Raw genomic sequence first — 25,920 nt, forward strand, 5'->3', positions numbered from 1 at the left:
GCGGCTTTTTAGCGCGCCTTCAGCTTGGAGTAGTGGAGCTTGTACGTGGTGTCCACGTCCATTTCCGGGAACGCCAGGCGGAAGTCGCTCTCGCACTGCTCGATCTCTGCGCGCAGGTCAGCCAGGGGCTTTTCCGCGCTGCTGATGACGGTGTAGGCGATGGTCGGCCGCTTGCGGTCGTACGCCACGCGGCGGTCCACGGTCTCCACGCCGTCGAGGTTTTCCAGGGCGCTGGCGATGCCCCCGGCAATCGGGTTCATCGACATGGTCACCTGGCCCTCGTCGTTGGAGGCCGACGAGGTCAGCTTGTTGAAGCGGTGCGGCCGCGAGTTCGCCACGATGATCCACAGGCCCAGGATGAAGGCCACGACGGCCGTGCCGGCCAGGACGTAGACCCACCAGGACTGCTCGCTGAGGCTGCCCCAGACGTCGTGGTTGACCCACTCGGCGGCCTGGTTGGCGAAGCCGACGTCAAAGTGCATCAGGATGGGCCACAGGCCCAGCACGATGAGGATAATGCCCAGCAGGAAGAACAGCAGGCGGTCAACGGTTGCTAGTGCTCTAGACATTGGTTTCGACCTCCTGGACCGGCTCGATGGTCACGCTGACCCGTGGGGTGGACTCCAGCGTCTGCAGTGCTTGGCTGACGACCTCCTCCACGCGCGGGGCCAGCGCCGGATCTTCGGTGTCCCCGTTGACGGTGATCTTGACGTTCTTGTCCGTGGCCTGGGTACGGGCGGCCGCAACGCCCGGGACCTGGCGGGCCACCGCGCTGGAGCGGCGGGCCACGTCCACGGCGCGCAGCCAGACCGAGGCTCGCTCGGACTCGAGGCGCATGTGGGTCTTCCGGCGCGGCTTGAAGGCCACGATGAGGAAGATAAGACCCACCACGACCGCGGCCACGCCGGCCCAGATCATCCAGGTCTCCAGGTTCTCCCGCGCCACTAGGTCGGTGACCGGGGTGACCCAGGAACTGGCGTTGGCGTCCGTGGCCACGAGCCAGGTTTCCCGGCCGGCCACGACGGCCAGCGCGAGCAACAACAGGCCCAGGAAGATGGCCCAGCCGCGCGCGGCGGGGGAGGCCGTGGGCTGCTGGCCTAGGCCGACGATTTCCTTGTTATCGGGATTAGCGGACATCGTAGCCTCCCTTCGGCGGTTGCGGCTGAGGCGCCTTCCGGCGCTTATGGGACGGGACGATTTCGGGGCTGCGGACCTGCAGCGGCGAGACCTCGATCTGGCGCAGCGGCTCCGGGCGAGGCGCGTAGACGTGCGCCGGCGACGGGTTGGCGGGCCGGATCTCGATCCGACGCAGCGGCTGGCTGGACGCGGTGCGCACTGGGCGCGGCTCGTGCTCGAAGGCCTCGCCGTGGGCGCGCAAGCGTCTCGGGGCAGGGGCCTGCACCGAGCGTGGGGTAACCGGCTCCGGGGTGACCGGGCTGGTGACCCGAGCCTCGCGCGGCTGCGCGATCCGGCGTGGGCGGAACGGGGAGGCGTCCGGGGACACGGAACGCACCTCCGGCTCGCGGCCGGCGTCGATAGAACGCAGGCGGACCGGCTCCGGCGAGTGGATCTCCGCGAGCTTGTCGATGCCGCGTACCGTCTCCGGCTGCCAGATGCGGTGCGGGTTGACCTGCGGGCTAAACGCCGCGGCGTGCGGGCGGGCGGCCACGCTGGTCGGCGCGATGCGCTCGCCCGGGACCACGGTGCCCACGGCGACGTTGACCCGGGTGGTCTCGTAGTCCGTGTAGGTGCGCGCGGCCTCCGCGATGGCGGCACGAACCTGCTCTGCGACCTGGGTTACGGGCGCGGGCCACGTGACCGCGATGGAAGCCTCCACCGCGAGGACGCGGCGGTAGGAATCTACCTGGGCGTGCACGCGCGGGAAGCCGCGGCCGACGATACCGGCGAGTTTCGAGTCCACGTCGCAGGTTCCGGGCACGGAACGGATGGCTGCCGTGACCAACTTGTCGAAAGTGCGGATGGAAATATCCGTCGCGCCAGCGTTATCCGCCCCGGCCCCAGTGGGGTTGTTCGGGGTGTCGGTCATTAGCCTTGGCCCTTGTCTTTGCCGATGATGTTGTACCAAATTTCGGAAAGATTGATGCGGCCATCAAAGTGCGCGCCGATGACACCGCCGATGGCGCCGAACAGGATTAAAAGCAGCACCAGGGGCAGATTGCCCAGAATGATGGCGAAGGCCAAAACAACACCGGCGACGATGCCGTAAGTGGTGTAGTTGTTCATAGGTTTACCCTTCGGTGGGAAAGTAGAAGTCGGGCTGTTTGCTCGTCTACGAGGTCGGGCCAGGGGCCGGTTGGGCGGCGGAAGAGTCCGCGTTCGCTACAGCGGAGGCGTTCGGGACAGCATCCGCGATGCGGACGTCCACGCGTTGCAGCTCGGGAACGGTTTCCCGGGCCTTGTCGCGCACGCGGTCGGCCAGATCGTGGAGATCCTTAGTGTGGGAAAGATCCGCGACCACCTGGATTTCGATCTGCGTGTCGTTGCGCTGGTGCATGTGGCGGATGCCCGGGATGCGTTGACCCGGGAAATACAGAGAGACTTCCCCGAAGCGTCCGCCGAAAAGCTCGGCGACGCCGGGAAGTCCTTCCAGTGCTGCAGCTAGCCCTTGGGCCTGGTCTGCCTCTAAGAGGAAGCGAGAACGGGGGCTGGGCATGAGTTACTACGCCTGGTTGCCGGCGATGGCCTGCTGCTCGTGGTCGTCGTGGTCTTCCCCCGGCAGCTTCACGTCGTGGACGATGACGTCGACGCGGTCAACGTTGAGGCCGGTCATGCGCTCCACAGCGTTCATGATGTTGCGGCGGATGGCCTCGGCCAGCTCGTGGATGGCCACGCCGTACTCGGCGATGATGGCGACCTCGACTGCAGCGGTGCCCTCGGAAACCTCAACGGACACGCCCTGGCGGACGTCCTCGGAAGCGCCGAAGGACTCACGGATGGAGCCCAGCATGCGGGCGCCGCCGCCACCCAGGGCGGAAACGCCGGAGACCTCGCGGGCAGCGATACCGGAGATCTTGGCCACCACGTCGTCATCGATGGTGGTGGTGCCGTACTCGGTCTCCAGGTTGGAGTTCACCTTGCGCTGGGAGACCTCCTCGCCGCTGACCTTCTGGGCCGGGGCGTTTTGGGAAGCGGAATCCTGCACCTTGTTTACGTTAGCCGAGTTGTTGTTGGAGTTCTTGCCGGAGTTTGCGGTGTTGTTAGCCACAGCTATTTCCCTTTCAATAATGGGGTTTTATTTACGGCACAAATTATACGGAGATTTCACGGAACCGGCTCGTTGTTAATGCAGGGATAGAGAAATCTTTATGCAAAGGTGACTTTTAGCACTGTTTGGGCAATGGTTTGGAAAAAGCGAGTCTACGTGCTTTAATACAAGGGTTGCTTTAACACGGCAGCGTGTCCTCTGGACTGACGGAAAGGCCGCGGTAGGAAACTGCGGAAGGGCTTCCGGAGAGGAGGAGGAAGACGCTGGCGCTGGTAAGGCGAACATGACGCTTTCGCATAGGGCCTGCTCCGGCAGGTGCTAACGAAGGTCTAAGGATCGGGCTAGGTCCGCGTTTGAGCAGAGACATCCCGAGAATTAGAACCGGAGAAGGGGCATGGCAAATAAACAGCGGCAGTATAGTAAATCGGTTCGGATTGCCACGTGTAATGCGTGAAAACCGTCCTCGAGTAGCTTGAATTGACTTCGGGTCTTGTACCCCGAAAGGAAGTCGGTGCCTGTTTTTGCCAGGCCGAGCACTTCTTCGCCGTCATGGCAGTCAAGACAACTGGCGTTGCGCCCAGGCCCCTGGCCCGGACAACGTTATAGAGAAATCGAGAAGCAAATTTCCACCGCTTCACGCCCCGGTAGAACCGGGTATGTGAAAGTGGGAAAGCGAGAAAGAGGATAAGCGTGGCGGGACAAAAAATCCGCATTCGGCTGAAGGCCTATGACCACGAGGCTATCGACGCTTCTGCCAAGAAGATCGTCGAAACTGTCACCCGCACGGGTGCCCGTGTCGTTGGCCCGGTGCCGCTGCCGACCGAAAAGAACGTATACGCCGTTATTCGTTCTCCACACAAGTACAAGGACTCTCGCGAGCACTTCGAAATGCGCACCCACAAGCGCCTGATCGACATTCTCGACCCGACGCCGAAGACCGTTGACGCCCTGATGCGCATCGATCTTCCGGCAAGTGTCGACGTGAACATTCAGTGATCGACGAATAGAACTTTGGTGGAGAAATACTAATGAGTGAAAACGAGATCAAGGGCATTCTGGGCCGCAAGCTCGGCATGACCCAGGTCTTCGACGAGGAGAACCGCGTTGTGCCGGTCACCGTCGTCGAGGCTGGGCCGTGCGTTGTCACCCAGATTCGTACCGTAGAAACCGATGGCTACAACGCCATCCAGATCGCCTTCGGCGACATGGATCCCCGCAAGGCTAAGAAGCCGGCCGCTGGCCACTTCAAGAAGGCTGGCGTGACCCCGCGTCGCCACGTGGCCGAGATCCGTATGGACGACACCTCCGCTTACGAGGTCGGCCAGGACGTGACCGTTGAGATCTTCGAAGGCGTTGACTTCGTGGATGTCACCGGCACCACCAAGGGCCACGGCTACGCCGGCGCTATGAAGCGCCACGGCTTCGCCGGCCAGGGCGCTGCCCACGGTAACCAGGCTGCTCACCGCCGCGTCGGCGGTATCGGCGGCGCTGCTACCCCGGGCCGCGTCTTCAAGGGTAAGCGCATGGCTGGCCGCATGGGCCAGGACCGCGTTACCACGCAAAACCTGAAGGTTCAGAAGATCGATGCCGAGTCTAACCTGCTGCTCATCAAGGGTGCTATCCCGGGTGTGCGCGGTGGACTCGTCACCGTTAAGACCGCAGTGAAGGGCGGTGCACACGCATGAGCAACCTTAAGCTAGACGTCCAGACCGCTGAGGGTAAGACCAACGGCTCCGTGGAGCTGCCGGCTGAAATCTTTGACACCGAGGCATCCATCGCTTTGATGCACCAGGTCGTTACCGCTCAGCTGGCTGGCGCCCGTCAGGGCACCCACGCCACCAAGACCCGCGGCGATGTCCGCGGCGGTGGCCGCAAGCCGTTCCGCCAGAAGGGCACCGGCCGAGCTCGTCAGGGCTCCATCCGTGCCCCGCACTACACTGGCGGCGGCACCGTGCACGGTCCGCAGCCGCGTAACTACGCGCAGCGCACCCCGAAGAAGATGATCAAGGCTGCTCTCTTTGGCGCACTGTCCGACCGTGCTCGCAACGAGCGCATCCACGTCATCGAAGAACTGGTTCCGGGCCAGAAGCCGTCCACCAAGTCGGCTAAGGCCTTCCTCGAGCGCCTGACCGACCGCAAGAACGTGCTGCTGGTCATCGGCCGCGAGGACCTGAACGCTCGCCGCAGCGCCAACAACCTGGAAAACGTCCACATCCTGGACGCTGGCCAGCTGAACACCTACGACGTCCTGAACGCGGACGACGTTGTGTTCTCCGTTGAGGCTCTGCATACCTTCGTCAACCGTGTCAACGGCACTGACGAGGCCAAGGAGGTCAACAATGGCTAAGACCGTTAACCCGCGCGATATCATCATCGCCCCGGTCGTCTCTGAAAAGTCCTACGGCCTGATGGAGCAGAACGTCTACACGTTCTTCGTCGCCAAGGACTCCAACAAGACCCAAATCAAAGATGCCGTAGAGCAGATCTTCGGCGTGAAGGTCGACTCCGTCAACACCGTTAACCGCGAGGGTAAGCTGAAGCGCACCCGCACCGGTTTCGGCCGACGCAAGTCCACCAAGCGCGCCTACGTGACGCTCCGTGAGGGCAGCGACTCCATCGACATCTTCGGCGCTGGCGCCTAAGAGGAAAGTCGAGAAGTAAGGAAGAATTATGGCTATTCGTAAATACAAGCCGACAACTCCGGGTCGCCGCGCATCCTCCGTGTCTAAGTTCGAGGAAATCACTCGTTCTACTCCGGAGAAGTCCCTGCTGCGTCCCCTGAGCAAGACCGGCGGCCGTAACAACTACGGTCGCATCACCACCCGCCACATCGGCGGTGGCCACAAGCGCCGTTACCGTCTGATCGACTTCCGTCGTAACGACAAGGACGGCATCCCGGCAAAGGTCGCTCACATCGAGTACGACCCGAACCGCACCGCAAACATCGCTCTGCTCCACTACGTGGACGGCGAGAAGCGCTACATCATCGCACCGAAGGGCCTGAAGCAAGGCACCATGGTCGACTCTGGCGCCAACGCCGATATCAAGACCGGTAACAACTTGCCGCTGCGCAACATCCCGACCGGTACCATCATCCACGCTGTAGAGCTGAAGCCGGGTGCCGGCGCTAAGCTGGCCCGCTCCGCTGGTGCTTCCATCCAGCTGCTGGGTAAGGAAGGCAAGTACGCAGTCCTGCGTATGCCGTCTTCCGAAATCCGCCGCGTGGACATCCGCTGCCGCGCTACCGTCGGTGAGGTCGGCAACGCTGACCAGATGAACATCCGTTGGGGCAAGGCCGGCCGTCTGCGTTGGAAGGGCGTTCGCCCGACCGTCCGTGGTGTTGTTATGAACCCGGTCGACCACCCGCACGGTGGTGGTGAGGGTAAGACTTCCGGTGGTCGCCACCCGGTTTCCCCGTGGGGCCAGAAGGAAGGCCGTACCCGCAACCCGAACCGTTACTCCAACAACATGATCGTGCGCCGTCGTCGCCCGAACAAGAAGCGCTAAGAGGAGGTAAAAATGCCACGCAGCCTAAAGAAGGGCCCCTTCGTCGATGAGCACCTCCTCAACAAGGTAGATGCTCAGAACGAGGCAGGCACCAAGCAGGTCATCAAGACCTGGTCCCGCCGTTCGACCATTTTGCCGGACTTCATTGGCCACACCTTCGCCGTCCACGACGGCCGGAAGCATGTGCCGGTGTTTGTCGACGACTCCATGGTCGGCCACAAACTGGGCGAGTTCGCCCCCACCAAGACCTTTAAGGGTCACGTCAAGGATGACAAGAAGGGACGTCGATAAGCGATGAGTGACACCATCACCAACGCCAGCGCTACGGCCCGTTACGTCCGCGTAACCCCGATGAAGGCGCGCCGCGTTATCGACTTGGTACGCGGTAAGTCCGTATCCGAGGCACTGGCTATCCTGAAGTACGCCCCGCAGGGCGCTGCTAAGCCGGTCGCTAAGGTCGTTGCCTCGGCCGCTGCTAACGCTGAGAACAACTTCGGGCTCGACCCGAAGACCCTGGTCATCTCCGAGGCTTACGCCAACGAGGGTCCGACCATGCGTCGTTTCCAGCCGCGCGCCCAGGGCCGCGCATTCATGATCCGTAAGCGCACCAGCCACATCACCGTGGTGGTCGAGAGCCAGCAGGAAGGGGCCAAGTAATGGGCCAGAAAATCCATCCTCACGGCCTACGTTTGGGCATCACTTCCGACTGGAAGACCCACTGGTACGCCGATAAGGACGACTACGCAAAGTACGTAGCCGAAGACATCAAGATCCGCGAGTACCTGTCGACGGGTCTCGAGCGCGCCGGCATCGCCGACGTCGTCATCGAGCGCACCCGTGACCGCGTCCGCGTCGACATTCACACCGCCCGCCCGGGCATCGTGATCGGTCGCCGCGGTGCTGAGGCCGACCGCATCCGCCGTGGGCTGGAAAAGCTCACCGGCAAGATGGTTGCCCTCAACATTCTCGAGGTCAAGCAGGTCGACGCCAACGCCACCTTGGTTGCTCAGTCCATCGCTGAGCAGCTGGTCAACCGCGTTGCTTTCCGCCGCGCTATGCGCAAGGCTATCCAGTCCGCTATGCGCCAGCCGCAGGTCAAGGGCATCAAGGTCCTCTGCTCTGGTCGTCTGGGCGGCGCTGAGATGTCCCGCACCGAGCGCTACCACGAAGGCCGCGTTCCGCTGCACACCCTGCGTGCGGAAATCGACTACGGCACCGCAGAGGCCCACACCACCTTCGGCCGCATCGGCATTAAGGTGTGGATCTACAAGGGTGACGTTGTCGGCGGCGTACGCGAATCCGAACTGAACGCTCCGGCGCAGGGCCGCGGCCGCGACCGTGGTGGTCGTTCCCGCCGCGGCGGCCAGCGCCGTCAGCGCGCACAGCAGAAGCAGGAGGGCTAATCCATGCTGATTCCTAAGCGCGTCAAGTACCGTCGTCAGCACCGCCCGGGTCGGCGCGGTGTCTCCAAGGGCGGTAACCGCATCAACTTCGGTGATTACGCCATCCAGGCTCTGGAGCCGGCGTACATCACCAACCGTCAGATTGAGGCCGCACGTATTGCCATTAACCGTCACGTCAAGCGCGGTGGCAAGGTGTGGATCAACATCTTCCCGGACCGTCCGTTGACCCAGAAGCCGCTCGGCGTTCGTATGGGTTCCGGTAAGGGCCCGGTCGAGAAGTGGGTGGCTAACGTCAAGCCGGGCCGCGTTCTTTTCGAGATGAGCTACCCGAACGAGGCCACCGCTATTGAGGCTCTGCGCCGTGCCGGCCAGAAGCTTCCGTGCAAGGTCCGCATCATCAAGAAGGAGGACCAGTTCTAATGGCTACCGGTACCCCCGCCCACGAGTTCCGCGAACTCGACAACTCTGAGCTGGAAAACCGCCTGAAGGATGCGAAGGAAGAGCTGTTCAACCTCCGTTTCCAGAAGGCTACTGGCCAGCTGACCAACAACCGCCGCGTCAGCGTTGTAAAGCGCGACATCGCCCGCATTTACACCGTTCTGCGTGAGCGCGAGTTGGGCCTGTCCGTTGCTCCGGGAGCTGAGGCTTAATTATGAGTGAGGCAAACGTGACTGAATCCAAGAAGCAACCGACTCCGAAGAAGGAGAAGGAAAAGGGCGCCCGCAAGGTCCGCACCGGCTACGTGGTTTCTGACAAGATGCAGAAGACTATTGTCGTCGAGCTTGAAGACCGCAAGCAGCACGCCCTGTACGGCAAAATCATGCGCTCCAACTCCAAGGTGAAGGCGCACGACGAAGACGAGATCGCCGGCGTCGGCGACCGCGTCCGCATCGCCGAGACCCGCCCGCTGTCCAAGGACAAGCACTTCCGTCTCGTCGAGATCGTCGAGAAGGCTAAGTAAAAACTAGCCCTTTCGCGATGAAGCGATTAAGGCCCGCAGCAACCATCTGGTTGGCTGCGGGCTTTTTCTATGTCCCGCCGCCGCACCAGCGCAAACAGGCCGGCGGCGTATTGCAGAATGAAAAGATGAGAGATTTGAGTTAAGGGGCCGGCATGTGGTTGAATATTGGGGTTGCTAAAAGCTTGGTCGGCGCGCGGTGCGTTCCGAACCGCAGCCCCGAGACCCCTCGACATGTTCGTTGTAAGGCTTTAGCTCCAATCATGTAAGTAGACCAGGTGTGGCAAGGACGGAAATCTTGTCCCACGTTAATCCAGGTCAGGAGACCCATAGTGATTCAGCAAGAATCGCGCCTGCGCGTCGCCGATAACTCGGGTGCACGAGAGCTGCTCGTCATCCGTCCCCTCGGCGGCTCCGTACGTCGCTTCGCTGGCATCGGTGACGTTGTCGTCGCCACTGTCAAGGAGGCCGTACCAGGCGGAAACGTTAAAGAAGGTGACATCGTCAAGGCTGTCATCGTCCGTGCCAAGAAGGAAACCCGTCGTCCGGACGGCTCCTACATCCGCTTTGATGAGAACGCTGCTGTCATCCTGAAGGGTGAGAGCGAGCCTCGCGGTACCCGTATCTTCGGGCCGGTTGCTCGTGAGCTGCGTGACAAGCGCTTCATGCGCATCGTTTCTCTCGCCCCGGAGGTGATCTAGTCTTATGAAGATTCATAAGGGAGATATGGTCGTTGTCATCTCGGGCCCGGATAAGGGTGCCCAGGGCAAGGTCATCGAGGCATACCCGAAGCGCGAGAAGGTCCTCGTCGAGGGCGTCAACCGCATCAAGAAGCACGTCGCCAACTCCGCTACCGAGCGCGGTGCTGAGTCCGGCGGAATCGTGACCCAGGAGGCTCCGATCCACGTGTCCAACGTTGCGATCCTGGACTCCGAGGGCAAGCCGACCCGCGTGGGCTACCGTTTCGATGAAAACGGCAAGAAGGTCCGTATCGCGCGTAGCAACGGGAAGGACATCTAAACATGAGCGAGAACTACACCCCGCGCCTGAAGGCGCGCTACCGCGACCAAATCAAGAACACCCTCAACGAGGAGTTCCACTACGACAACGTCATGCAGATTCCGGGCGTGACCAAGGTTGTGGTCAATATGGGCGTCGGCGACGCTGCCCGTGACTCCAAGCTGATCAACGGTGCACTGGACGACCTGGCCCTCATCACCGGCCAGAAGCCGCAGCTGCGCCGCGCACGCAAGTCCATCGCAAACTTCAAGCTGCGCGAGGGCATGCCGATCGGTGCCCGCGTCACCCTGCGTGGCGACCGCATGTGGGAGTTCCTGGACCGCCTGCTGACCATCGCGCTGCCGCGTATTCGTGACTTCCGCGGTCTGTCTGATCAGCAGTTCGACGGCCACGGCAACTACACCTTCGGCCTGTCCGAGCAGTCCATGTTCTACGAGATCGATATCGACAAGATCGATCGTCCGCGTGGTATGGACATCACCGTCGTGACCACCGCTACCAACGACGACGAGGGCCGCAAGCTCCTGCGCGAGCTGGGCTTCCCGTTCAAGTAAGGTAGCAAGCCGAGCTCTCAGCCGAGCCAAGGCTAGGAACTCGCGCTAAGCAAGAACCCCGGCGGGTACTCACACGAAGTACTGAACTGCTCCCCATTAGTTGGACTGAGAAATCAGTTACCGATTAGTGGGGAGTAGTTTTTCATTGAGAGCTCGAAGTTCGCTGAGTGAGCATCAGCGGGAGCAATTGGTTGAAGTTTTTTTGCAAGGCATGGGCTATGGTGCCGCTGCTACTGCTCTTGGTGTCTCCAAATACGCCGCCCGTATGCTCTGTCGTCGGTTTAAGCTGCATGGCAGACTATGTCTTGTGGAAAAACCGACTAAGCCGCAGTATTAGTTCGAAATCAAGAATGAAGTTGTCCAACGCCACCTTGCTGGTGAGACAGCGATGGATCTTGCGCGCGAGTTTGGCCTGTCATCAGAGCAGCTGGTCAGCGGGTGGTCGTGGAAATGGCGTAAAGGTGGCGATGAGGAACTAAAACCGAAGCGGAAGGGCAGGCCCAAGCGCTCGGTCACGCCGAAGCCGCTCTCGGAGGAAGCGAAGCTGCGTCGTCAGATCGCACGGTTGGAAGCGGAAAACGCATATCTAAAAAATTGCGGAACTTGAGGAATCAGGGACACGCCTGAAGGTCCAGGCGATTGTCATCCTCAAGTCACGGCATCGTCTGCAATACCTTTGGATGCGGCAGGCATGCCGAGAGCACTGTTCTTCTGTCACCAGAAACGACTCAGCGAGCCGGATAAGCACGCTGCGCTCAAAGACGCGATGCGGGAAAGTTTCGAGCGTGAAAAGCATCGCTACGACTACCGACGAGTGCTACTTGACCTGCGCAACCAGGGGTGGGTGGTCAATCACAAGCTCGTCTACAAACTCACGTGCGAGATGGGGCTTCGAGCCAAGGTCCGCCAGCGCAGGCCATATGTTTCCTATAACGGGACGATCAGTCACATTGCCGACAACACACTTGATCGCAAGTTCACCCCGATGAGCCAAATACCGTCTTTGTCAGCGACGTCACCGAGTTCAGGGTCGCAGGCCGCAAGGTCTACCTGTCACCGGTGATGGATTTGAACGACCGTTCAATCGTTGCCCACACCGTGGCTACATCGCCGTCGACAGCGTTTACCGCCGATTCTTTAACTAAGACGATTAAAACGTGTGCGCCTGAGCCTGGGTGGATGATGCATACCGATCAAGGTTTCCAGTACCAGCATTCGTCCTGGCGCAACCTGATTCATGACAACGGTGGTGTTCAGTCGATGTCGCGTAAAGCCAACTGTTACGACAACGCGGTCATGGAGAATTTCTTCGGGCACTTAAAAACCGAGATGTACCACGGAGAAGTCTTCGACACCGTCGCAGAGTTCAACCAGGCGATCGACGAGTACATCCAGTGGTACAACGCCGAACGCATCCAACAACGACTCAAGGGTCTGACCCCGATGCAATATCGAAATCAGACCCTTGAAGCCCTAACCGCCTAGAATTAAACCAGTCCAACTTTCGGGGGCCAGTTCATACCGGCTGGGGTTCTTCTCTGTCTTCTGTCTTTGTTGACTCCGCTTCGCTCTTTAGTTGACGCCCCCGTGCCACTGCGATACGTAGCAGAGTCCTGTGCGCTCTGCGGTGTATCCGAGATATAAGGTCGCTTAGAAAGCTGCATAGCCGCCTGCTGAGTGTCGGCGGCTGCTTACCGGCTACGGTCGCTGAGCTGGGCATAGAAAAGCTCCCGCAGTCACCGAGTTGGTGAGTACGGGAGCTTTAGCGTTTACGGCTTCGCGTAATTAGGCGAAGAACTTGCGACGGGCCACGAAGGCGGCGGCGCCTGCCATGGCGACGACGGCCAGCGCGATGAGGCCGCGTGCCACAGTGTTGGAGCCGGTCTCAGCGGCCATGCCGCGCGGGGCGGTGGCGGTGTCCTGAGCGGTGCCGGCACTCTGGGCGCCGGCGTAGGCGGCCTCGTCCAGCTTGCCGCCCTGGGCGATGACCTCGTCCTTGTTAGCGGCCAAAAGTTCCTCGGAGGCCGCCTTTTCCTCTGCGGTCGGCTGCTCGTTCACGCGGGACTTGTCCTGGGTGTAGGTCTTGCCGTCCTGCATCAGGTACCAGGTCACGCCGCCGATGATGAGGGCTGCCGGCAGGGCCAGCCAAGCCAGTTTGGAGTAGTCCTTTTCTTCCTCCGCCTGCTGCTTGTTGTACTCGGCCAGCATGGCATCGGAAGCAGCGCGCATCTCGTCGGTGATCGGCTCGTTGACCTTGGCCGGATCGTCGACGTAGACGCCCTTGTCCTGGGTGGACTGGTACCAGGTCACGCCGTCCTTATCGGTGATTTCTGTCGGGAGCGGGATGCCTTCGTTGTCGCCGAGTTCCTCGCGTGCGGCGCGGTTGTCCAGCATCGCCTGGGAAGCAGCGCGCATCTCGTCGGTGACCGGCTCGTTGACCTTAGCCGGGTCGTCGACGTAGACGCCCTTGTCCTGGGCGGACTGGTACCAGGTGGTGCCCACTTCCTCGATGGTGGCCGGGCCGGGGATGCCCTCGTTTTCCGCGGGGGTGCCTTCTTCGCCGGCGTCACCGGATTCGCCTTCGGAGGTGAAGTCGTTTTCTTCGCGCCACTCATTCAGGGCATTGTCGAGCTCGGTGCCGGTCAGTTCGGTGGCATCCTCGCCGAAACCGGAGACGTACTTGCCCTCGGCGTTCTTGTAGTACTCCGTGCCGTCGACGGTGAGCGACATCGGGTTTTCCTGGGCCTGAGCGACGACGGTGCCGCCCAGGGTAAGAGCTGCGGCCAGGACGCCGGCGGTCAGGGTGCGGGTGAGCTTCTGCATGAGAGGTTCTCCTTGAGAGTGATGGGACTAGGCGCCAATTTCGAATAGAGGACCATGGCGCCATCGAAACTGAGATTACCCCCCAATAGCCACTTTTGTCACAGGACGTAACAATTTTCTCTTCAGCAACTTTGAATACTTCGGCACAATTTGGGGCCTAAAAGGGTAGACAGGGTTCGGAGTGAAAATGCCCGGGACTGGGTAAATCTCCAGCTAGGTAGTGGATCGAACAGCTTTCGGCGTGTAGAACCCGTATCGCCCCGGCGTAAAGGTATTATTTAAGGCCTCTTCCTTCGCTGGGGGTAAATTTCGGGGGTATAGATATTTACGCCGGTACGGGTCGCGGCGCGCTGCCGCTAGGCCGAGGCCGGGGCCTTGCCCGGGTAGGGCACGGGCTGGACCTCGTCCGGGGAGACCTGGTCCGGCGCATCGTTGCCGGCGTCGGGGCTGACCACGGACTCCAGCTGCCAGCCCACCACCGCGTTGCGGACGGCCGGCTGCCACAGGTTGGCGGGCTGGATGCAGCTGATGGTCAACAGGCGCCCGGGCTGGGGACCGTCACCCCACACGGCGGTATCGTCAGCCAGGCCACCCTTGTCGGGGTCGTGGAGGTCAGTTGCTTTATAGACCAGCCAGTCGTCGCCGGAGGCCTCCGTGCGCAGATAGAGCTTGTCGCCCACGCTGACGCGGTGCTCGTCGCTGCCGCCGTCGTAGAGGTTGTCGAAGACCCCGGGCACACCCGCGCCCGTGTGGCCGGCGACCACCACAAGGTCCTCGGCGGTGGTGCCGGGCAGGGAATAGGGGCGGTCATCCGCGGTATACGTGCACGCGGTGTCCATGTTTTCCGGATCGATGGCGCCGTCCGTGACTCGGCAGGGCTCCGCGTCGAAATTAGCGTGAATGCCTACCGCCGGCACGTACATCTCCTGCGCCGGCGACGGGGCGATAGCTGGGGACTGACCTGTGTGAGCCGACAGCTGTGGGGCCTGAGTGATCTCCTCCGGGGTGTCGACGGTGTGCTGGATGGAGAAGATCAGTGCGACCGTAGCGACGAGGCCGACCGCGACGCGGACCGCGCCGTTGTCGGACCACGCGCGGAGCAATCCGGGCCGGGCCTTGGCTTGGCTGGTGTTGGCTTCCCTGCTAACCGGCGGGGCCGCGGCAGCCTCCTGCCGCGGGAAAGCCAAAGGGTGCTGCCGCGGGGCGGTGTCCGCGCTCCGGCGAGGGCTTGTGGCTTTTGGGCGTGGGAGGGCAGTGGAGCGCGAATCCGGGCGGGCAGCGTCGTCTCGGGCTTGTAAGGCGGCCCAGGCACTGGTGTGTCGGTGGCTTGGCATCGAGGTGGCTCCGAAAGGGGTAAGGCGGGGAGGGGAAGGGGGCCCGCCGGTGGGGCCGGCGGAACGAATATACACAACCATAGTGCCTGGAGTGATTGGAGTTGCAAAAGACACGATTGGGGTGATGGGAAACTTGCTGCCTGATTATGCAACTGCTGTATAGAGCCTTAGAATTTTATGCGTACTAGGCCCGCGTGGCCCCTTCCGCGTAACTGCAGTAAAGGAAATCAATGTCGTTGAATGATTCGGCCGCCGCGGCCGTCAATAAGAAAGTGACCCTGCTGGACAAGTCCTTCAGTAGGTTTGCCGGCCGCTCCACCCTGGCGGGCGTCTACCTGACCGTGGGCACTGCCTTCGCGGGCGTCGTGGGCAACGCCGTGGAGCAGCTCGTGCCCGGCCTGGGCACCCCGGTATTCGCCATGCTCTTCGGCTTGGGCCTGTTCGCCATCGTGGTGCTCGGCGCTGACTTGGCCACCGGCAACATGATGTACATGGTCTATGGCGCGGTCAACAAGCAGGTTTCTTGGGGCAAGGGGCTCTGGCTGCTTATCGTCACGACCTTCTTCAACCTGGTGGGCGTGATTCTTTTCGCCGCGGCTATGGGCATGTCGGCGAAATTCTCCGGCATGGACCCCAGCCACCTCATCGTCACCCTGTCCGAGGGCAAGCTGACCAAGACCCCGCAGGGCATGTTCGTCGAGGCCATCCTGGCCAACTTCGTGGTCAACATGGCCATCGTGGGTGGCATCTTCGCCAAGGAGGTCGTCTCCAAGTTCTTTATGATCGTGCCGATCATCGCCTGCTTCGTGGGCCTGGGCCTCGAGCACGTTATTGCTAACTTCTGCCTCTTCCTGCTCACCGCCTTCGGCTCGGATCCGCTCCCGGCCGCGCTGACCATCGGCAACGTCGCGCTCAACTGGACCCTGGTCTGGCTGGGCAACCTGGTCGGCGGCGGCTTCCTCATCGGCGGCGTCTACGCCTGGCTGAACAACGGTCCTGAGGAATACCGCGACTAATCCCTGCCAGGGGCAAGGACTCTCGCGCCTTTTGGCTCCGCAAGTCTCCCAATTTCGGGGCGTTCTCACGTGGTGAGGACAAGGCCCGCTGGGTATGTGCCCGGCGGGCCTTGGTGATCTGGTGGTGCGTGTGCGGGGCGTCTAGCCGTGCGAGCGGTCCAGCTGGCCGGAGTACAGTTTAAACCGGTTGCCGCGGGCGAAGCCGACGAGCGCCATGCCGGCCTCACGGGCGGTCTCGACGGCAAGGGAGGAAGCGGCGGAGACCGCAATCAGCGCGGGGAAGCCGGCCATGGCGGCCTTTTGTACCAGCTCGAAAGAGGCGCGGGAGCTGACCACCAGCACCAGGTCGTGGGCGGGTAGGCGGCCTTCCAGCAGCAGGTGTCCGATGACCTTGTCGGCGGCGTTGTGCCGGCCGATGTCCTCGCGCACGACTACCGGTTCGCCGTCCATGGTGAAGGCGGCCGCGGCGTGGATGCCGCCGGTCTTTTTGAACTGTTTTTGGTGCTCGCGCAGGCGGTCCGGGATGGTTGCGATGAGCTGCGGGTCCACGTCCCAGTGGGGATGGGGTAGGGCAGCTTGTGCTGGAGCTGCGCGATGGAGGAAGTACCGCAGACCCCGCACGCGGAGGTCGTCAGCCCCAGGCGCAGATCCGATAACTCGATGACGTTCTGACGCGCCAGTTCCGGTTGCGTCCCTTAGTGTGGTGTAACGCTTGCTGACGGTGGGCCCCGGGTAAGCAGGGGCGGCCACCGCCAGTAACCTTTCGACTCAACTACCACATCTCACCGAAAGGCACATGACGATGACCGCTGCACCACATTCTATCGACCCGGCAACCTACTTGGACGATCTGCTCGCCCAAGCCTCCCCAGATTTGATGCGGCAGATGCTGCAAGGGTTTATCAACCAGATCCTCTCCGCCCAAGCTGACACCGTCTGCGGCGCCGAATACGGCGTCGCCTCCACCCAACGCGTCAACCACCGCAATGGGTACCGCCACCGCGACCTCGACACCCGTGTCGGCACAATCGATGTGGCAGTACCGAAATTGCGCCACGGCGCGTTCTTCCCCGACTGGCTGCTGGAGCGCCGCTCGCGTGCAGAACGGGTCTTATCGACCGTGACTGCAACCTGCTACCTCAAAGGCGTCTCGACCCGCAGAATGAACGACCTGGTAGCCACGTTGGGTATTGCCAACATGACGAAATCCCAAGTCTCACGCATGTCGGAAGAACTCGACGAGATGGTCACCGACTTCAAAAACCGCCCACTGGACCCGGCGGCTACACCTACCTGTCGTGCGACGCGCTCACGATCAAAGTGCGCGAAGGCGGCCGCGTGGTCAAATGCTCCGTCCTTTTGGCCACCGGGGTCAACGCCGACGGCTACCGCGAAATGCTTGGCATGCATGTCGCCACAGCAGAATCCAACGCGTCATGGAAAGGTTTCTTCCAAGACTTAAAAGCCCGCGGGCTTCGCGGTGTCTACTTAGTCACCAGTGATGCCCACGAAGGCATCCAGCATGCCATTTCTGAAGCGCTGCCCGATGCGTCGTGGCAGCGGTGCCGCACCCATTTCGCGAAAAACCTCTACGAGAAAGTCCCCAAGACCCAGTGGCCGATGGTCTCTGCGATGTTCCAGACCATCTTCCAGCAACCCGACGCCGCATCCACCTGGTCCCAAGCCCGTGAGGTTGTCAACCTACTAGTGCCGAAGTTTCCGCAGGTTGCGACCTACTTGGAGGAATCACTCGATGAAGTATTGACGTTTACCGCAGCCCCGAAACCAGTGTGGTCAAAGATCTGGTCAAACAACCCCACAGAGAGGTTAAACCGAGAAATCCGCCGGCGCACCGATGTTGTGGGCATCTTCCCGAACCGCGAATCCATCATCCGGCTTGTCGGCGCGGTCCTTGCTGAACAACACGACGATTGGATCCAGCAAAAACGCTACATGTCACTATCAGCACTCGAACACACCAAACGACTCATGCGTCATCGCGACCAACCTGGAGGTGACCACAATGATCACCGCCAGCTAACCGCTTAACCCAACCCTGAACTTCATACCGAGCCGAAAGCTAAACGGCTACACCACTCCACGGGACTTGACCGAAGGCAAGCTCACCAAGTCCCCGCAAGGCATGTTGGGTGAGGCAATTGCAGCGAATTTCGTGGTCAATATGGGTATCGTGGGAGCCATTTTTGCCAAGGACGCGGCTTCGAAGTTCTTTGTGATTATCCCGATTATTGGTGCCTTCGTGGCATTAGGGTTGGAGCACATTATCGCCAATTTCTGCCTGTTTAGCATCACGCTTCTCGCTTCCGATCCGGTGCCAGCTTCCTTGACTGCGGGCAATGTGGCGCTCAATTGGAGTCTAGTGTGGATCGGTAACTTCATTGGGGGCGGACTCTTGGTTGGCGGGGTTTATGCTTGGCTCAACCGCGGACCGGAGGCCTACCGCGACTAAGATGACGTCGTGGATGGTGCTGGTAAGTCTGACGAGAGAAAAGAGGCGCCGCGGCTAGTTCTGAAAACTGGCCGCGGCGCCTTCGCTGTTTCTAGAGGTTAGTCAATGTCTTTGACTACATCCGGGTTATTGTCCAACCATTCTTGTACAGCATCCGGCTCTTCGCCTTCATCGTACTGATTGACCACGGTGTCCTCTAAGGAACCGTACTGCTCATCATCTAGCTTCAGATCTCCCAACCACTCAGCAACATCTGGGAAATCATTGCTGAAATCACTGCGAGCCAGCCAGTGCAAGGACTCCGGATCGCCGAGGGAGCCCTTCGGATCCTCCAAGTCCTTCACCGGGAACTTAGAATTGGCCCAGAATGGCCGCCACAGGGTTACTACTATGTCATCTTCATTATCCACGGCGGTCTGCAGCTCGGAAAGCATAGCTGGTGTGGAAGAGGTGGAGAGGTTGTATCCGTCTTCATCCAAGCCATAGTCCTTGATGGCCTTCTTGGAAGCTTCGGTCAGACCAGCGCCCGGCTCAATGCCTACAACCGTTCCATCAAAGTCAGCGGACTTGCCTTTCAGATCCTCGATGGAGTTGATCTCTTCCATGTATTCCGGTACAGCCCACGTCAGGATAGCGTTGTCATAGTAGCTTCCTAGGTCCTCAATATCATCCGAGTACTTGTCCATGTACTGTTCGTGAGTCTTTTCAGACCATGCAGAGGGATAGATATCAATGTCGCCATTGGCCAAGCCAGCGTAGAGAACAGCGGCGTCGGTAAGCTCTTCATGCTTTACGTCGTAGCCTGCAGCTTCAAGCTTGTTCTCGAGCAGGTAGGCGGTGGATAGGCCGTCAGTCCATGAAGGCAGGTAGCCCATGGTAATGGTTCCTTTATCGCCGCCAGAACCTTCAGAATCGGAGTCATTAGAACATGCGGCCGCTGTGAAGGCCAGGGAAGCAGCTGAGAGAACTGCGATTGTCTTACGGATAGTCATGAAAATGTCCTTTCTTGAGTTGAGAGGAGGTCTAAGCATTGGTCTTTTTCTTCTTGCGCAGCAAGGAAAGTAGCGAAGAAGGATAGTGAGAGGGGTTGCCCAACGCGGCCGTTAGGCGGTCTAAGAACACAGCGAGGATAACCACTGCAAGGCCAGCCTCGACGCCTTGGGCCACATCCAGGGTAGAAATGGCGGAGGTAACCTCTTTGCCCAAACCATCTGCGCCCACCATGCCAGCAATTACTGCCATGGATAGCGAGAGCATAATGACCTGGTTGATACCAGCCATAATGGTGGGGATGGCTAAAGGCAGCTGGATGCCGCGAAGGATTTGTCCGGAAGACGCGCCATAAGAGCGGCCGGCTTCAACAGTTTCCTCATCCACTTGCCGGATACCAAGCTCGGTCATGCGAACCCCTGGTGGCAGGGCAAAGATGATGGTGGAAAAGACGCCAGGTACCACACCGATGGAAAAGAAAGTCACTGCCGGGATGAGGTATACGAAGGCGGGCATGGTCTGCATGAAGTCCATAATGGGTCGCACGATGGCACTCACGGTGTGAGACTTAGCAGCCCAAATACCCAGGGGGATAGCGATGACTACGGCGGTTAGAGTGGAAACGAGCACCAATGACATGGTCTCCAGCATCGTTTCCCATTGGCGCATGCCAATTACCAAGACGAACCCCAGCAAAGAGCCAATAGCCAGACGCCAAGAGCGGAAAAACCAAGCGATAAGCACGAAAATTCCGAGCATTACCAAGACAGGTACCGAGGTCAACGCCTCTGAAAACCCCTCCACGAGGAATTCCATCACGGCGCTAAAAGCATCAAAGAGCCATGTAGCATTGTCCGTGAGCCAATCGATGCCGTCATTGGTCCAGTCACCAATAGGAATGCGGGGGATGAAATTGTCATCCATTTAGGCGTTCACCTCTTTCGAATCGGTGGAGGCCGCCGCCAGCAGCGTCACTCGCGGAATAACGCCGCGGAAGCGATTGTCGTTATCCACAACCACGATCGGCGTTGGGGTATCCGCCGCGAGGTGGAAGAGTTCGTGGATGGGGGTCTCCTGCTTGACGGCGTGCATGGTGTTGCTCCGATCAATGGGCAACTCCTCAACGCCTTCGCGCACCGCACGGGCGATATCGTCTTCCCAAACGACGCCGGCTGGGTGGCGCTCGCGATCTAGAACCACCATCCACGGATTCTGGGTCTCGCGAAGCAACTTCTGCGCGGCGAGTGGCCCGTGGCCGGTACCCAAGGTTTCCTTGGGTTGTTCTGCAATATTGGCGGCTACCAGAACGCGAGAGCGATCTACATCCTGAACGAAGTTGGCGACGAAATTGTTTGCTGGGTTCTGCAGGATCTCTTCGGCAGTGCCGATCTGGACAATGCGGCCATCTCTCATCATCGCGATGCGATCGCCAATGCGCATGGCTTCATTCAGATCGTGAGTGATGAAAAGGATGGTCTTGTTGAGCTTGGTCTGCAGTTCCATGAGCTGGTCCTGCATCTCCTTACGGATAAGGGGGTCAAGCGCGGAGAAAGCCTCGTCCATGAGGAGCACCTCTGTGTCTGCAGCTAGGGCGCGGGCTAGGCCTACGCGTTGCTGCATGCCACCGGAGAGCTCGCCCGGTAAATGATCTCCCCAGCCGTTGAGTCCGACCATGTCTAGGGCTTCGTGGGCCTTTGTCGCCCGTTCTTTGCGGGGGATTCCTTTGACCTCTAGGCCGTATGCAGCATTTTCCGCAACAGTTCGATGAGGAAGAAGTGCGAAGTGCTGGAAGACCATGGAAATTTTATCGCGACGGACGTGGCGTAGCTCGGCCTCTGACATCTCAGTCAGGGAGGTTCCGTCGATTTCGAGGGAACCGGCGGTGGCCGGCAAAAGCCCGTTAACCATGCGGATAAGAGTGGACTTTCCGCAGCCGGACAGGCCCATCACCACAAAGATTTCCCCTGGCTCGATATCAAAGGACGCATCAATTACGGCGGCAGTATTGCCCTGCTTCATAAGCTCTTCGCGGCTGGTGCCATTTTTCAGAGCCGTAACTGCCTTGTCGGGTTTATCACCAAAGACTTTGTAGAGTCCTTGCGCTGAAATTCCTGCCATACAGTCCTCCTGAAATTGCGCAGAAAAAATTTAAAGGAGGAACCCGCGGCCGGGTGGTGGAGACAATAAATGCCGCTAGATTTTATGCGACGATGAATTGATCACGAGTTTCTCCACCTACCTACGATGTCACGATTCGTATTGACAGCCAATCTGAAAGCGGTTCACAGGTGGAATTTAACTTAAGGTTTGGATTGGAAGAAATAGGCTGTCGCTAAAGCTGTAGGGGCTAAACCACTGGTAAAAGAGCAGTATAAGAGTTCTAGATTTGGACAGGCAATCCTTAGAGGTGGTCAGTGTAACAAGTGTATAAAAAGTTGAAATTTTGTAGATGCATGACACTGGCTACCCACGAACGTGGCTATGAAGTAGTGGTATTTAGGGAGGTGAGCTCGCCGGAATACATGTTAAAGCGGTCGCCGCGGGCAAATCCCACGAGCGCCATGCCGGTTTCGCGGGCCGTTTTTACCGCTAGGGAGGAGGCGGCGCTGACGGCAACCAGCATTCCGAAGCCGGCCATCGCGGCCTTTTGGACGAGCTCAAAGCTGGCGCGCGAACTCATTACTAAGATGAGATCGTCCGCAGGCAGTCGATCTTCTAGCAGAAGGTGACCGATGACCTTATCTGCGGCGTTGTGTCGGCCGATATCTTCGCGGATGACAACCGGTTCACCGGCCAAGGTGAAGGCACCGGCGGCGTGAATGCCGCCGGTCCTTTTAAATTGCTTCTGTTCGACGCGAAGTGCGTCGGGCAGCTTGGCCATGACATAGGGATCCACCGGCACGTGGGGAATCGGGTATCGCGTTTGCTTGGTCAATGCCTCTATAGAGGAGGTACCGCAGACGCCGCAGGCGGAGTTTGTGGTGGTAAGGCGCAGATCGCTTAGGTCCAGCACATTCTTTTTGGCTAGATCGACGTCGAGCAAGTTATAAGTGTTCATTCCATCGACGGTGGAGCCGGCGCAGTAGCGGGCCTCGGAGACGTCGTTAAGCGAGGCAATGTGGCCTTCCGAATGCAAGAAACCGTGCGCCAGCTCGATGTCGTGGCCGGGAGTGCGCATGGTGGTAGTAATGGTTTGTCCGCCTACGCGAATTTCGAGGGGCTCCTCGCCGGCAACAGTGTCGGCGCGGGTATCGACTTGCAGGCCTTCTCCCAAGCGGACTTTGGTTACAGCAAAAGTGGAATTCTTGCGTCCTGCCATTACCGCAACACCTGCTTTAGGGTGTCAACATTGCTACGTGCTTCGTCTACATCGCTAGAAGCGAGGCCGACGAGGAAAGCCGTAAGCGGGGCCGCCGGGCGGGAGCGATTATGGGCAACGTCTTTGGTTAAGTCCAGGATTTCGCGGGTAAGCGCGGTTGCCTTTTGTGGGTCGAGGCCAAGGTGACGGGCTGCTTCTTCCAGCCACTCGTGGGCGGATTGGATGGGGTCCTCGTGCGTTTGGCTCATAGCCATCTCCTTAATTACGTTCGTGCTGGTCTTGACTCTAATGATCGGGCGGGACTATTTGGAAAACCCCAGGTTATGGCGTAGGATAGTACCTCGTGCTTGCGCCGAGGCTTCGGCGTGCCCCAATTATTGTGAATTTTGGCACGCTGAGCTGCAGAAAGCGCCGAGCCGTTGCAAGAACTGAACATCAACTTTGTTGTAGGCCCCTCGCCGTAGATAGCGGACCGTTGTCTGAATCAAAGGGTGGCGAGCGCCTTACGGTATTGACCGTGGGGAGCGTGAGTAGCCCGAAATCACACGGAGAACGCTTTGGTGAGCACGGGAACCGCAACGAGAAAGGTACACGGTCACTCATATGACTATGACTGATCCTATCGCCGACATGCTGTCGCGCGTGCGTAACGCAAACCATGCGCACCACGACACCGTGTCGATGCCGACCTCCAAGATCAAGGCCAACATCGCTGAGATCTTGAAGCAGGAAGGCTACATCGCTGACTACTCTGTCGAGGACCGCGAACTGTCCCTCGAGCTTAAGTACAACAACCGTGAGCGCTCCCTGTCCGGTCTGCGCCGCGTGTCTAAGCCGGGTCTGCGTGTGTATGCAAAGTCCACCGACCTGCCGAAGGTCCTTGGCGGACTGGGCGTGGCTATCATCTCCACGTCCCACGGTCTGCTGACCGATCGTCAGGCTCAGGAGAAGGGCGTAGGCGGAGAAGTTCTCGCCTACGTCTGGTAAGGGAGGTATGACACATGTCTCGAGTCGGTCTAGCACCCATCGCCGTTAAGAGCGGCGTCGAAACCAAGATCAACGGACAGACCATTGAGGTCAAGGGCCCGAAGGGCACCCTGACCGTCGAGGTCCCGGAGCCGATCACCGTCGCCGTGGAGGAGAACGAGATCCGCGTTTCCCGCCCGGATGATCACCGCAAGCACCGTGCCCTGCACGGCCTGTCTCGTTCCCTCATCAACAACGCCGTCGTAGGCGTGACCGATGGCTACACCATCAAGATGGAAATCTTCGGTGTCGGCTACCGCGTTCAGCAGAAGGGTTCGAACCTGGAGTTCAACTTGGGCTACTCCCACCCGATCCTCATTGAGGCTCCGGAGGGCATCAGCTTCGCAACTGATGGCGCCACCAAGTTCTCCATCACTGGCATTGACAAGCAAGCTGTCGGACAGATCGCCGCGAACATTCGCCGTCTGCGTAAGGACGATCCTTACAAGGGCAAGGGCATTCGTTACGAAGGCGAGCAGATCCGCCGCAAGGTCGGAAAGACGGGTAAGTAAGCAATGGCAAACACTGAAAACAACAAGCGCACTCCAGTCGGCAAGGACATCTCTAGCCGTCGTCGCGAGGCACGCGCCCGCCGTCACTTCCGTATCCGCAAGACCCTGCGTGGTACCCCGGAGGCACCGCGTCTGGTTCTCCACCGCTCTTCCCGCCACATGCACGTCCAGGTCATCGACGACCTGGCGGGCCACACCTTGGTCTCCGCGTCCACCATGGAAGCGGACATCCGCGCCCTCGAGGGCGACAAGAAGGCTAAGGCTTCCAAGGTGGGTGAGCTGATCGCAGAGCGCGCCAAGGCAGCTGGCATCGAGCAGGTTGTCTTCGACCGCGGTGGTTACAAGTACCACGGTCGCGTCGCAGCTCTGGCTGAGGCCGCACGTGAAGGCGGTCTGAAGTTCTAATGGTCAACGGAAACATCAACGGAAGGAACGCCTAATGTCGGACCGTGAACAGCGTGACGGCGGACGCTCCGCCGAGAACAAGAACAACAACCGCGGCGGCCACAACCGCCGCAACGATCGTCGTAACCAGGACAACGAGCGCGATAAGTATATCGAGCGCGTTGTGACCATCAACCGCGTCTCCAAGACCGTCAAGGGTGGCCGCAACATGTCGTTCACCGCTCTCGTGGTCGTTGGCGACGGCCAGGGCATGGTCGGCGTCGGCTACGGCAAGGCCAAGGAAGTCCCGGCCGCCATCCAGAAGGGTGCCGAGGAAGCTCGCAAGAACTTCTTCCGCGTCCCGATGGTCGCCGGCACCATCACCCACCCGGTCGAGGGCCGCGACGCCGCCGGCATCGTCATGATGAAGCCGGCCGCCCCCGGTACCGGTGTCATCGCTGGTGGCGCCGCCCGCCCGGTGCTGGAGTGCGCCGGCGTGCAGGACATTCTGTCGAAGTCCCTGGGCTCCGACAACGCCCTCAACGTCGTCCGCGCTACCGTGGACGGCCTCAAGCAACTGGTCCGCCCCGAGGAAGTTGCCGCTCGCCGCGGCAAGTCCGTCGAGGAGGTCACCCCGGCCCGTATGCTGCGCCGTCGCGCAGGTCAGGAGGCATAAACAATGGCTCTGAAGATTACTCAAATTAAGGGCCTGGTGGGCACCAAGCCGAACCACCGCGCCAACATTGAGGCCCTCGGCCTCAAGCGGATCGGTCAGTCCGTCGTTAAGCAGGACACCCCGGTCATCCGCGGCATGGTTAACAAGGTGCGTCACCTGGTCACCGTTGAAGAAGTGGCAGGGGAGTAGATAAATCATGGCTGATATCATCAAGCTGCACGATCTGCGCCCTTCCAAGGGTGCAAACAAGGCTAAGACCCGCGTCGGCCGCGGTGAAGCTTCCAAGGGTAAGACCGCCGGCCGCGGTACCAAGGGTACTAAGGCACGTAAGCAGGTTTCGGCTGCTTTCGAGGGTGGCCAAATGCCCATCCACATGCGTCTGCCGAAGCTCAAGGGCTTCCGCAACCCGAACAAGGTCGACTACCAGGTGGTCAACGTGTCCGACCTGGCCAAGGCCTTCCCAAACGGCGGCGACGTCACTGTCGCAGACATCGTCTCCGCTGGCCTGGTCCGAGCTAAGCAGCCGGTCAAGGTCCTGGGCAACGGTGAAATCAGCGTCAAGCTGAACGTCACCGCTGACAAGTTCTCCAAGTCCGCTGTGGAGAAGATCGAGGCCGCCGGTGGTTCCACCACCGCGACCAAGTAAGTCTTTTTAAGACCTACTAAACAACAATCCCACCGCCGGGTTCCCGTTTCCGGGAC

At 60.1% G+C, this 25,920-nt stretch carries 34 protein-coding genes and 4 pseudogenes; 24 read left to right on the forward strand and 14 right to left on the reverse strand.

Annotated elements, in window-relative coordinates; translation table 11 throughout:
* Positions 1-8 precede the first annotated feature (8 nt).
* Genes amaP through CCONF_RS01930 form a run of 6 tightly spaced genes read right to left on the reverse strand, consistent with a single transcriptional unit; the run spans position 9 to position 3,163 of the window.
* On the reverse strand, positions 9-569 hold the full coding sequence (amaP, locus tag CCONF_RS01905; RefSeq protein ID WP_290224672.1) for an alkaline shock response membrane anchor protein AmaP: 561 nt from the start codon (positions 567-569) through the stop codon (positions 9-11).
* Complete coding sequence (locus CCONF_RS01910; protein ID WP_290224674.1) at positions 562-1,137, reverse strand: DUF6286 domain-containing protein; 576 nt, start codon at positions 1,135-1,137, stop codon at positions 562-564. Before CCONF_RS01910 ends, amaP begins: the two co-directional genes overlap by 8 nt.
* Positions 1,127-2,047, reverse strand: a complete 921-nt coding sequence (locus tag CCONF_RS01915) for an Asp23/Gls24 family envelope stress response protein (RefSeq protein WP_290224676.1) — start codon at positions 2,045-2,047, stop codon at positions 1,127-1,129. Before CCONF_RS01915 ends, CCONF_RS01910 begins: the two co-directional genes overlap by 11 nt.
* A complete protein-coding gene (locus CCONF_RS01920; protein WP_290224678.1) occupies positions 2,047-2,244 on the reverse strand; it encodes a hypothetical protein in 198 nt (65 codons plus the stop codon). The genes CCONF_RS01915 and CCONF_RS01920 overlap by 1 nt, the downstream gene beginning before the upstream one ends.
* Before the next feature lie 46 nt (positions 2,245-2,290).
* On the reverse strand, positions 2,291-2,674 hold the full coding sequence (locus CCONF_RS01925; RefSeq protein ID WP_290224681.1) for a hypothetical protein: 384 nt from the start codon (positions 2,672-2,674) through the stop codon (positions 2,291-2,293).
* Positions 2,675-2,680: 6 nt separating this feature from the next.
* The gene (locus CCONF_RS01930) at positions 2,681-3,163 is read right to left on the reverse strand and encodes an Asp23/Gls24 family envelope stress response protein (protein ID WP_435384093.1); all 483 of its coding nucleotides are present in this window, start codon (positions 3,161-3,163) and stop codon (positions 2,681-2,683) included.
* A gap of 753 nt (positions 3,164-3,916) precedes the next feature.
* Between CCONF_RS01930 and rpsJ the strand changes: the two genes are divergently transcribed.
* From rpsJ to CCONF_RS02005, 15 genes and pseudogenes are all read left to right on the forward strand, one after another.
* The gene (gene rpsJ, locus CCONF_RS01935; protein WP_003848085.1) at positions 3,917-4,222 is read left to right on the forward strand and encodes a 30S ribosomal protein S10; all 306 of its coding nucleotides are present in this window, start codon (positions 3,917-3,919) and stop codon (positions 4,220-4,222) included.
* Positions 4,223-4,254: 32 nt separating this feature from the next.
* Positions 4,255-4,911, forward strand: coding sequence for a 50S ribosomal protein L3 (gene rplC, locus CCONF_RS01940; protein ID WP_070768194.1), 657 nt, complete (start codon positions 4,255-4,257; stop codon positions 4,909-4,911).
* The gene (rplD, locus tag CCONF_RS01945) at positions 4,908-5,573 is read left to right on the forward strand and encodes a 50S ribosomal protein L4 (RefSeq protein WP_290224686.1); all 666 of its coding nucleotides are present in this window, start codon (positions 4,908-4,910) and stop codon (positions 5,571-5,573) included. Before rplC ends, rplD begins: the two co-directional genes overlap by 4 nt.
* Positions 5,566-5,868 carry a 50S ribosomal protein L23 gene (rplW, locus tag CCONF_RS01950; RefSeq protein ID WP_070768196.1) on the forward strand — a complete coding sequence of 101 codons (303 nt, stop codon included), beginning with the start codon at positions 5,566-5,568 and terminating at the stop codon, positions 5,866-5,868. Before rplD ends, rplW begins: the two co-directional genes overlap by 8 nt.
* A 28-nt stretch (positions 5,869-5,896) precedes the next feature.
* Positions 5,897-6,733: a 50S ribosomal protein L2 gene (gene rplB, locus CCONF_RS01955; RefSeq protein ID WP_070768197.1), complete on the forward strand. Its 837-nt coding sequence runs from the start codon at positions 5,897-5,899 to the stop codon at positions 6,731-6,733.
* A 12-nt stretch (positions 6,734-6,745) separates the two neighbouring features.
* On the forward strand, positions 6,746-7,024 hold the full coding sequence (gene rpsS, locus CCONF_RS01960) for a 30S ribosomal protein S19 (RefSeq protein WP_040084843.1): 279 nt from the start codon (positions 6,746-6,748) through the stop codon (positions 7,022-7,024).
* Between the two features lie 3 nt (positions 7,025-7,027).
* Positions 7,028-7,390 carry a 50S ribosomal protein L22 gene (rplV, locus tag CCONF_RS01965; RefSeq protein WP_070768198.1) on the forward strand — a complete coding sequence of 121 codons (363 nt, stop codon included), beginning with the start codon at positions 7,028-7,030 and terminating at the stop codon, positions 7,388-7,390.
* Positions 7,390-8,136 carry a 30S ribosomal protein S3 gene (gene rpsC, locus CCONF_RS01970; protein ID WP_070768199.1) on the forward strand — a complete coding sequence of 249 codons (747 nt, stop codon included), beginning with the start codon at positions 7,390-7,392 and terminating at the stop codon, positions 8,134-8,136. The genes rplV and rpsC overlap by 1 nt, the downstream gene beginning before the upstream one ends.
* Before the next feature lie 3 nt (positions 8,137-8,139).
* Positions 8,140-8,556 carry a 50S ribosomal protein L16 gene (rplP, locus tag CCONF_RS01975; RefSeq protein WP_290224696.1) on the forward strand — a complete coding sequence of 139 codons (417 nt, stop codon included), beginning with the start codon at positions 8,140-8,142 and terminating at the stop codon, positions 8,554-8,556.
* Positions 8,556-8,786, forward strand: a complete 231-nt coding sequence (rpmC, locus tag CCONF_RS01980; RefSeq protein WP_070768201.1) for a 50S ribosomal protein L29 — start codon at positions 8,556-8,558, stop codon at positions 8,784-8,786. Before rplP ends, rpmC begins: the two co-directional genes overlap by 1 nt.
* Positions 8,787-8,788: 2 nt before the next feature.
* Positions 8,789-9,097 carry a 30S ribosomal protein S17 gene (rpsQ, locus tag CCONF_RS01985; protein WP_070768202.1) on the forward strand — a complete coding sequence of 103 codons (309 nt, stop codon included), beginning with the start codon at positions 8,789-8,791 and terminating at the stop codon, positions 9,095-9,097.
* A 329-nt stretch (positions 9,098-9,426) separates the two neighbouring features.
* The gene (rplN, locus tag CCONF_RS01990; RefSeq protein WP_290224700.1) at positions 9,427-9,795 is read left to right on the forward strand and encodes a 50S ribosomal protein L14; all 369 of its coding nucleotides are present in this window, start codon (positions 9,427-9,429) and stop codon (positions 9,793-9,795) included.
* 4 nt (positions 9,796-9,799) lie between these two features.
* On the forward strand, positions 9,800-10,114 hold the full coding sequence (gene rplX, locus CCONF_RS01995; protein ID WP_070768204.1) for a 50S ribosomal protein L24: 315 nt from the start codon (positions 9,800-9,802) through the stop codon (positions 10,112-10,114).
* Positions 10,115-10,116: 2 nt separating this feature from the next.
* Complete coding sequence (gene rplE / locus CCONF_RS02000) at positions 10,117-10,668, forward strand: 50S ribosomal protein L5 (RefSeq protein ID WP_290224702.1); 552 nt, start codon at positions 10,117-10,119, stop codon at positions 10,666-10,668.
* A gap of 145 nt (positions 10,669-10,813) precedes the next feature.
* Positions 10,814-12,153: pseudogene (locus CCONF_RS02005) on the forward strand (IS3 family transposase).
* 300 nt (positions 12,154-12,453) lie between these two features.
* Here the strand turns inward: CCONF_RS02005 and CCONF_RS02010 are convergent.
* Together CCONF_RS02010 and CCONF_RS02015 are read right to left on the reverse strand one after the other, a co-directional pair.
* On the reverse strand, positions 12,454-13,491 hold the full coding sequence (locus CCONF_RS02010; RefSeq protein WP_290224705.1) for a hypothetical protein: 1,038 nt from the start codon (positions 13,489-13,491) through the stop codon (positions 12,454-12,456).
* Between the two features lie 356 nt (positions 13,492-13,847).
* The gene (locus CCONF_RS02015; protein WP_290224708.1) at positions 13,848-14,678 is read right to left on the reverse strand and encodes a hypothetical protein; all 831 of its coding nucleotides are present in this window, start codon (positions 14,676-14,678) and stop codon (positions 13,848-13,850) included.
* 377 nt (positions 14,679-15,055) lie between these two features.
* On the opposite strand from CCONF_RS02015, the gene CCONF_RS02020 reads away from it, so the two are divergent.
* Entirely contained in the window at positions 15,056-15,841 is a 786-nt protein-coding gene (locus tag CCONF_RS02020; RefSeq protein ID WP_290224710.1) for a formate/nitrite transporter family protein, read from the forward strand.
* 141 nt (positions 15,842-15,982) lie between these two features.
* Here CCONF_RS02020 and CCONF_RS02025 read toward each other — a convergent pair.
* A pseudogene (locus CCONF_RS02025) lies at positions 15,983-16,497 on the reverse strand (formate dehydrogenase accessory sulfurtransferase FdhD); the annotation flags it as partial.
* Between the two features lie 146 nt (positions 16,498-16,643).
* Between CCONF_RS02025 and CCONF_RS02030 the strand changes: the two are divergent.
* Positions 16,644-17,890: pseudogene (locus CCONF_RS02030) on the forward strand (IS256 family transposase).
* A gap of 58 nt (positions 17,891-17,948) precedes the next feature.
* Positions 17,949-18,311 (forward strand): annotated as a pseudogene (locus CCONF_RS02035) (formate/nitrite transporter family protein); the annotation flags it as partial.
* Positions 18,312-18,409: 98 nt separating this feature from the next.
* Here CCONF_RS02035 and CCONF_RS02040 read toward each other — a convergent pair.
* The 5 genes from CCONF_RS02040 to CCONF_RS02060 form a co-directional block, all read right to left on the reverse strand.
* Complete coding sequence (locus CCONF_RS02040; protein ID WP_290224712.1) at positions 18,410-19,303, reverse strand: glycine betaine ABC transporter substrate-binding protein; 894 nt, start codon at positions 19,301-19,303, stop codon at positions 18,410-18,412.
* A 31-nt stretch (positions 19,304-19,334) separates the two neighbouring features.
* Positions 19,335-20,225: an ABC transporter permease gene (locus CCONF_RS02045; protein ID WP_290224714.1), complete on the reverse strand. Its 891-nt coding sequence runs from the start codon at positions 20,223-20,225 to the stop codon at positions 19,335-19,337.
* Positions 20,226-21,419, reverse strand: coding sequence for a quaternary amine ABC transporter ATP-binding protein (locus tag CCONF_RS02050; RefSeq protein ID WP_290224718.1), 1,194 nt, complete (start codon positions 21,417-21,419; stop codon positions 20,226-20,228).
* Positions 21,420-21,780: 361 nt separating this feature from the next.
* Positions 21,781-22,620: a formate dehydrogenase accessory sulfurtransferase FdhD gene (gene fdhD, locus CCONF_RS02055; RefSeq protein ID WP_290224721.1), complete on the reverse strand. Its 840-nt coding sequence runs from the start codon at positions 22,618-22,620 to the stop codon at positions 21,781-21,783.
* Entirely contained in the window at positions 22,620-22,868 is a 249-nt protein-coding gene (locus tag CCONF_RS02060; protein ID WP_290224723.1) for a DUF6457 domain-containing protein, read from the reverse strand. The genes fdhD and CCONF_RS02060 overlap by 1 nt, the downstream gene beginning before the upstream one ends.
* 355 nt (positions 22,869-23,223) lie before the next feature.
* Here CCONF_RS02060 and rpsH point away from each other — a divergent pair, with 355 nt between their 5' ends.
* Genes rpsH through rplO form a run of 6 tightly spaced genes read left to right on the forward strand, consistent with a single transcriptional unit; the run spans position 23,224 to position 25,864 of the window.
* On the forward strand, positions 23,224-23,607 hold the full coding sequence (gene rpsH, locus CCONF_RS02065; RefSeq protein WP_290224725.1) for a 30S ribosomal protein S8: 384 nt from the start codon (positions 23,224-23,226) through the stop codon (positions 23,605-23,607).
* 14 nt (positions 23,608-23,621) lie between these two features.
* Complete coding sequence (rplF, locus tag CCONF_RS02070; protein WP_290224728.1) at positions 23,622-24,158, forward strand: 50S ribosomal protein L6; 537 nt, start codon at positions 23,622-23,624, stop codon at positions 24,156-24,158.
* A 3-nt stretch (positions 24,159-24,161) separates the two neighbouring features.
* The gene (gene rplR, locus CCONF_RS02075; RefSeq protein WP_070768213.1) at positions 24,162-24,563 is read left to right on the forward strand and encodes a 50S ribosomal protein L18; all 402 of its coding nucleotides are present in this window, start codon (positions 24,162-24,164) and stop codon (positions 24,561-24,563) included.
* Between the two features lie 34 nt (positions 24,564-24,597).
* On the forward strand, positions 24,598-25,218 hold the full coding sequence (gene rpsE / locus CCONF_RS02080) for a 30S ribosomal protein S5 (RefSeq protein ID WP_290224731.1): 621 nt from the start codon (positions 24,598-24,600) through the stop codon (positions 25,216-25,218).
* 3 nt (positions 25,219-25,221) lie between these two features.
* Positions 25,222-25,407 carry a 50S ribosomal protein L30 gene (gene rpmD, locus CCONF_RS02085; RefSeq protein WP_290224733.1) on the forward strand — a complete coding sequence of 62 codons (186 nt, stop codon included), beginning with the start codon at positions 25,222-25,224 and terminating at the stop codon, positions 25,405-25,407.
* A 7-nt stretch (positions 25,408-25,414) separates the two neighbouring features.
* Complete coding sequence (gene rplO / locus CCONF_RS02090) at positions 25,415-25,864, forward strand: 50S ribosomal protein L15 (RefSeq protein ID WP_070768216.1); 450 nt, start codon at positions 25,415-25,417, stop codon at positions 25,862-25,864.
* Positions 25,865-25,920: the final 56 nt, after the last annotated feature.

Origin of the sequence: Corynebacterium confusum (genome assembly GCF_030408715.1) — a bacterium.
In the GTDB taxonomy this organism is placed as follows: domain Bacteria; phylum Actinomycetota; class Actinomycetes; order Mycobacteriales; family Mycobacteriaceae; genus Corynebacterium; species Corynebacterium confusum.

Coding starts and splice junctions, on each gene's coding strand:
- amaP (WP_290224672.1), bottom strand. CDS start 569: ATGTCTAGAGCACTAGCAACCGTTGACCGCCTGCTGTTCTTCCTGCTG.
- CCONF_RS01910 (WP_290224674.1), bottom strand. CDS start 1,137: ATGTCCGCTAATCCCGATAACAAGGAAATCGTCGGCCTAGGCCAGCAG.
- CCONF_RS01915 (WP_290224676.1), bottom strand. CDS start 2,047: ATGACCGACACCCCGAACAACCCCACTGGGGCCGGGGCGGATAACGCT.
- CCONF_RS01920 (WP_290224678.1), bottom strand. CDS start 2,244: ATGAACAACTACACCACTTACGGCATCGTCGCCGGTGTTGTTTTGGCC.
- CCONF_RS01925 (WP_290224681.1), bottom strand. CDS start 2,674: ATGCCCAGCCCCCGTTCTCGCTTCCTCTTAGAGGCAGACCAGGCCCAA.
- rplC (WP_070768194.1), top strand. CDS start 4,255: ATGAGTGAAAACGAGATCAAGGGCATTCTGGGCCGCAAGCTCGGCATG.
- rplD (WP_290224686.1), top strand. CDS start 4,908: ATGAGCAACCTTAAGCTAGACGTCCAGACCGCTGAGGGTAAGACCAAC.
- rplW (WP_070768196.1), top strand. CDS start 5,566: ATGGCTAAGACCGTTAACCCGCGCGATATCATCATCGCCCCGGTCGTC.
- rplB (WP_070768197.1), top strand. CDS start 5,897: ATGGCTATTCGTAAATACAAGCCGACAACTCCGGGTCGCCGCGCATCC.
- rpsS (WP_040084843.1), top strand. CDS start 6,746: ATGCCACGCAGCCTAAAGAAGGGCCCCTTCGTCGATGAGCACCTCCTC.
- rplV (WP_070768198.1), top strand. CDS start 7,028: ATGAGTGACACCATCACCAACGCCAGCGCTACGGCCCGTTACGTCCGC.
- rpsC (WP_070768199.1), top strand. CDS start 7,390: ATGGGCCAGAAAATCCATCCTCACGGCCTACGTTTGGGCATCACTTCC.
- rplP (WP_290224696.1), top strand. CDS start 8,140: ATGCTGATTCCTAAGCGCGTCAAGTACCGTCGTCAGCACCGCCCGGGT.
- rpmC (WP_070768201.1), top strand. CDS start 8,556: ATGGCTACCGGTACCCCCGCCCACGAGTTCCGCGAACTCGACAACTCT.
- rpsQ (WP_070768202.1), top strand. CDS start 8,789: ATGAGTGAGGCAAACGTGACTGAATCCAAGAAGCAACCGACTCCGAAG.
- rplX (WP_070768204.1), top strand. CDS start 9,800: ATGAAGATTCATAAGGGAGATATGGTCGTTGTCATCTCGGGCCCGGAT.
- rplE (WP_290224702.1), top strand. CDS start 10,117: ATGAGCGAGAACTACACCCCGCGCCTGAAGGCGCGCTACCGCGACCAA.
- CCONF_RS02010 (WP_290224705.1), bottom strand. CDS start 13,491: ATGCAGAAGCTCACCCGCACCCTGACCGCCGGCGTCCTGGCCGCAGCT.
- CCONF_RS02020 (WP_290224710.1), top strand. CDS start 15,056: ATGTCGTTGAATGATTCGGCCGCCGCGGCCGTCAATAAGAAAGTGACC.
- CCONF_RS02040 (WP_290224712.1), bottom strand. CDS start 19,303: ATGACTATCCGTAAGACAATCGCAGTTCTCTCAGCTGCTTCCCTGGCC.
- CCONF_RS02045 (WP_290224714.1), bottom strand. CDS start 20,225: ATGGATGACAATTTCATCCCCCGCATTCCTATTGGTGACTGGACCAAT.
- CCONF_RS02050 (WP_290224718.1), bottom strand. CDS start 21,419: ATGGCAGGAATTTCAGCGCAAGGACTCTACAAAGTCTTTGGTGATAAA.
- fdhD (WP_290224721.1), bottom strand. CDS start 22,620: ATGGCAGGACGCAAGAATTCCACTTTTGCTGTAACCAAAGTCCGCTTG.
- CCONF_RS02060 (WP_290224723.1), bottom strand. CDS start 22,868: ATGAGCCAAACGCACGAGGACCCCATCCAATCCGCCCACGAGTGGCTG.
- rpsH (WP_290224725.1), top strand. CDS start 23,224: ATGACTATGACTGATCCTATCGCCGACATGCTGTCGCGCGTGCGTAAC.
- rplF (WP_290224728.1), top strand. CDS start 23,622: ATGTCTCGAGTCGGTCTAGCACCCATCGCCGTTAAGAGCGGCGTCGAA.
- rplR (WP_070768213.1), top strand. CDS start 24,162: ATGGCAAACACTGAAAACAACAAGCGCACTCCAGTCGGCAAGGACATC.
- rpsE (WP_290224731.1), top strand. CDS start 24,598: ATGTCGGACCGTGAACAGCGTGACGGCGGACGCTCCGCCGAGAACAAG.
- rpmD (WP_290224733.1), top strand. CDS start 25,222: ATGGCTCTGAAGATTACTCAAATTAAGGGCCTGGTGGGCACCAAGCCG.
- rplO (WP_070768216.1), top strand. CDS start 25,415: ATGGCTGATATCATCAAGCTGCACGATCTGCGCCCTTCCAAGGGTGCA.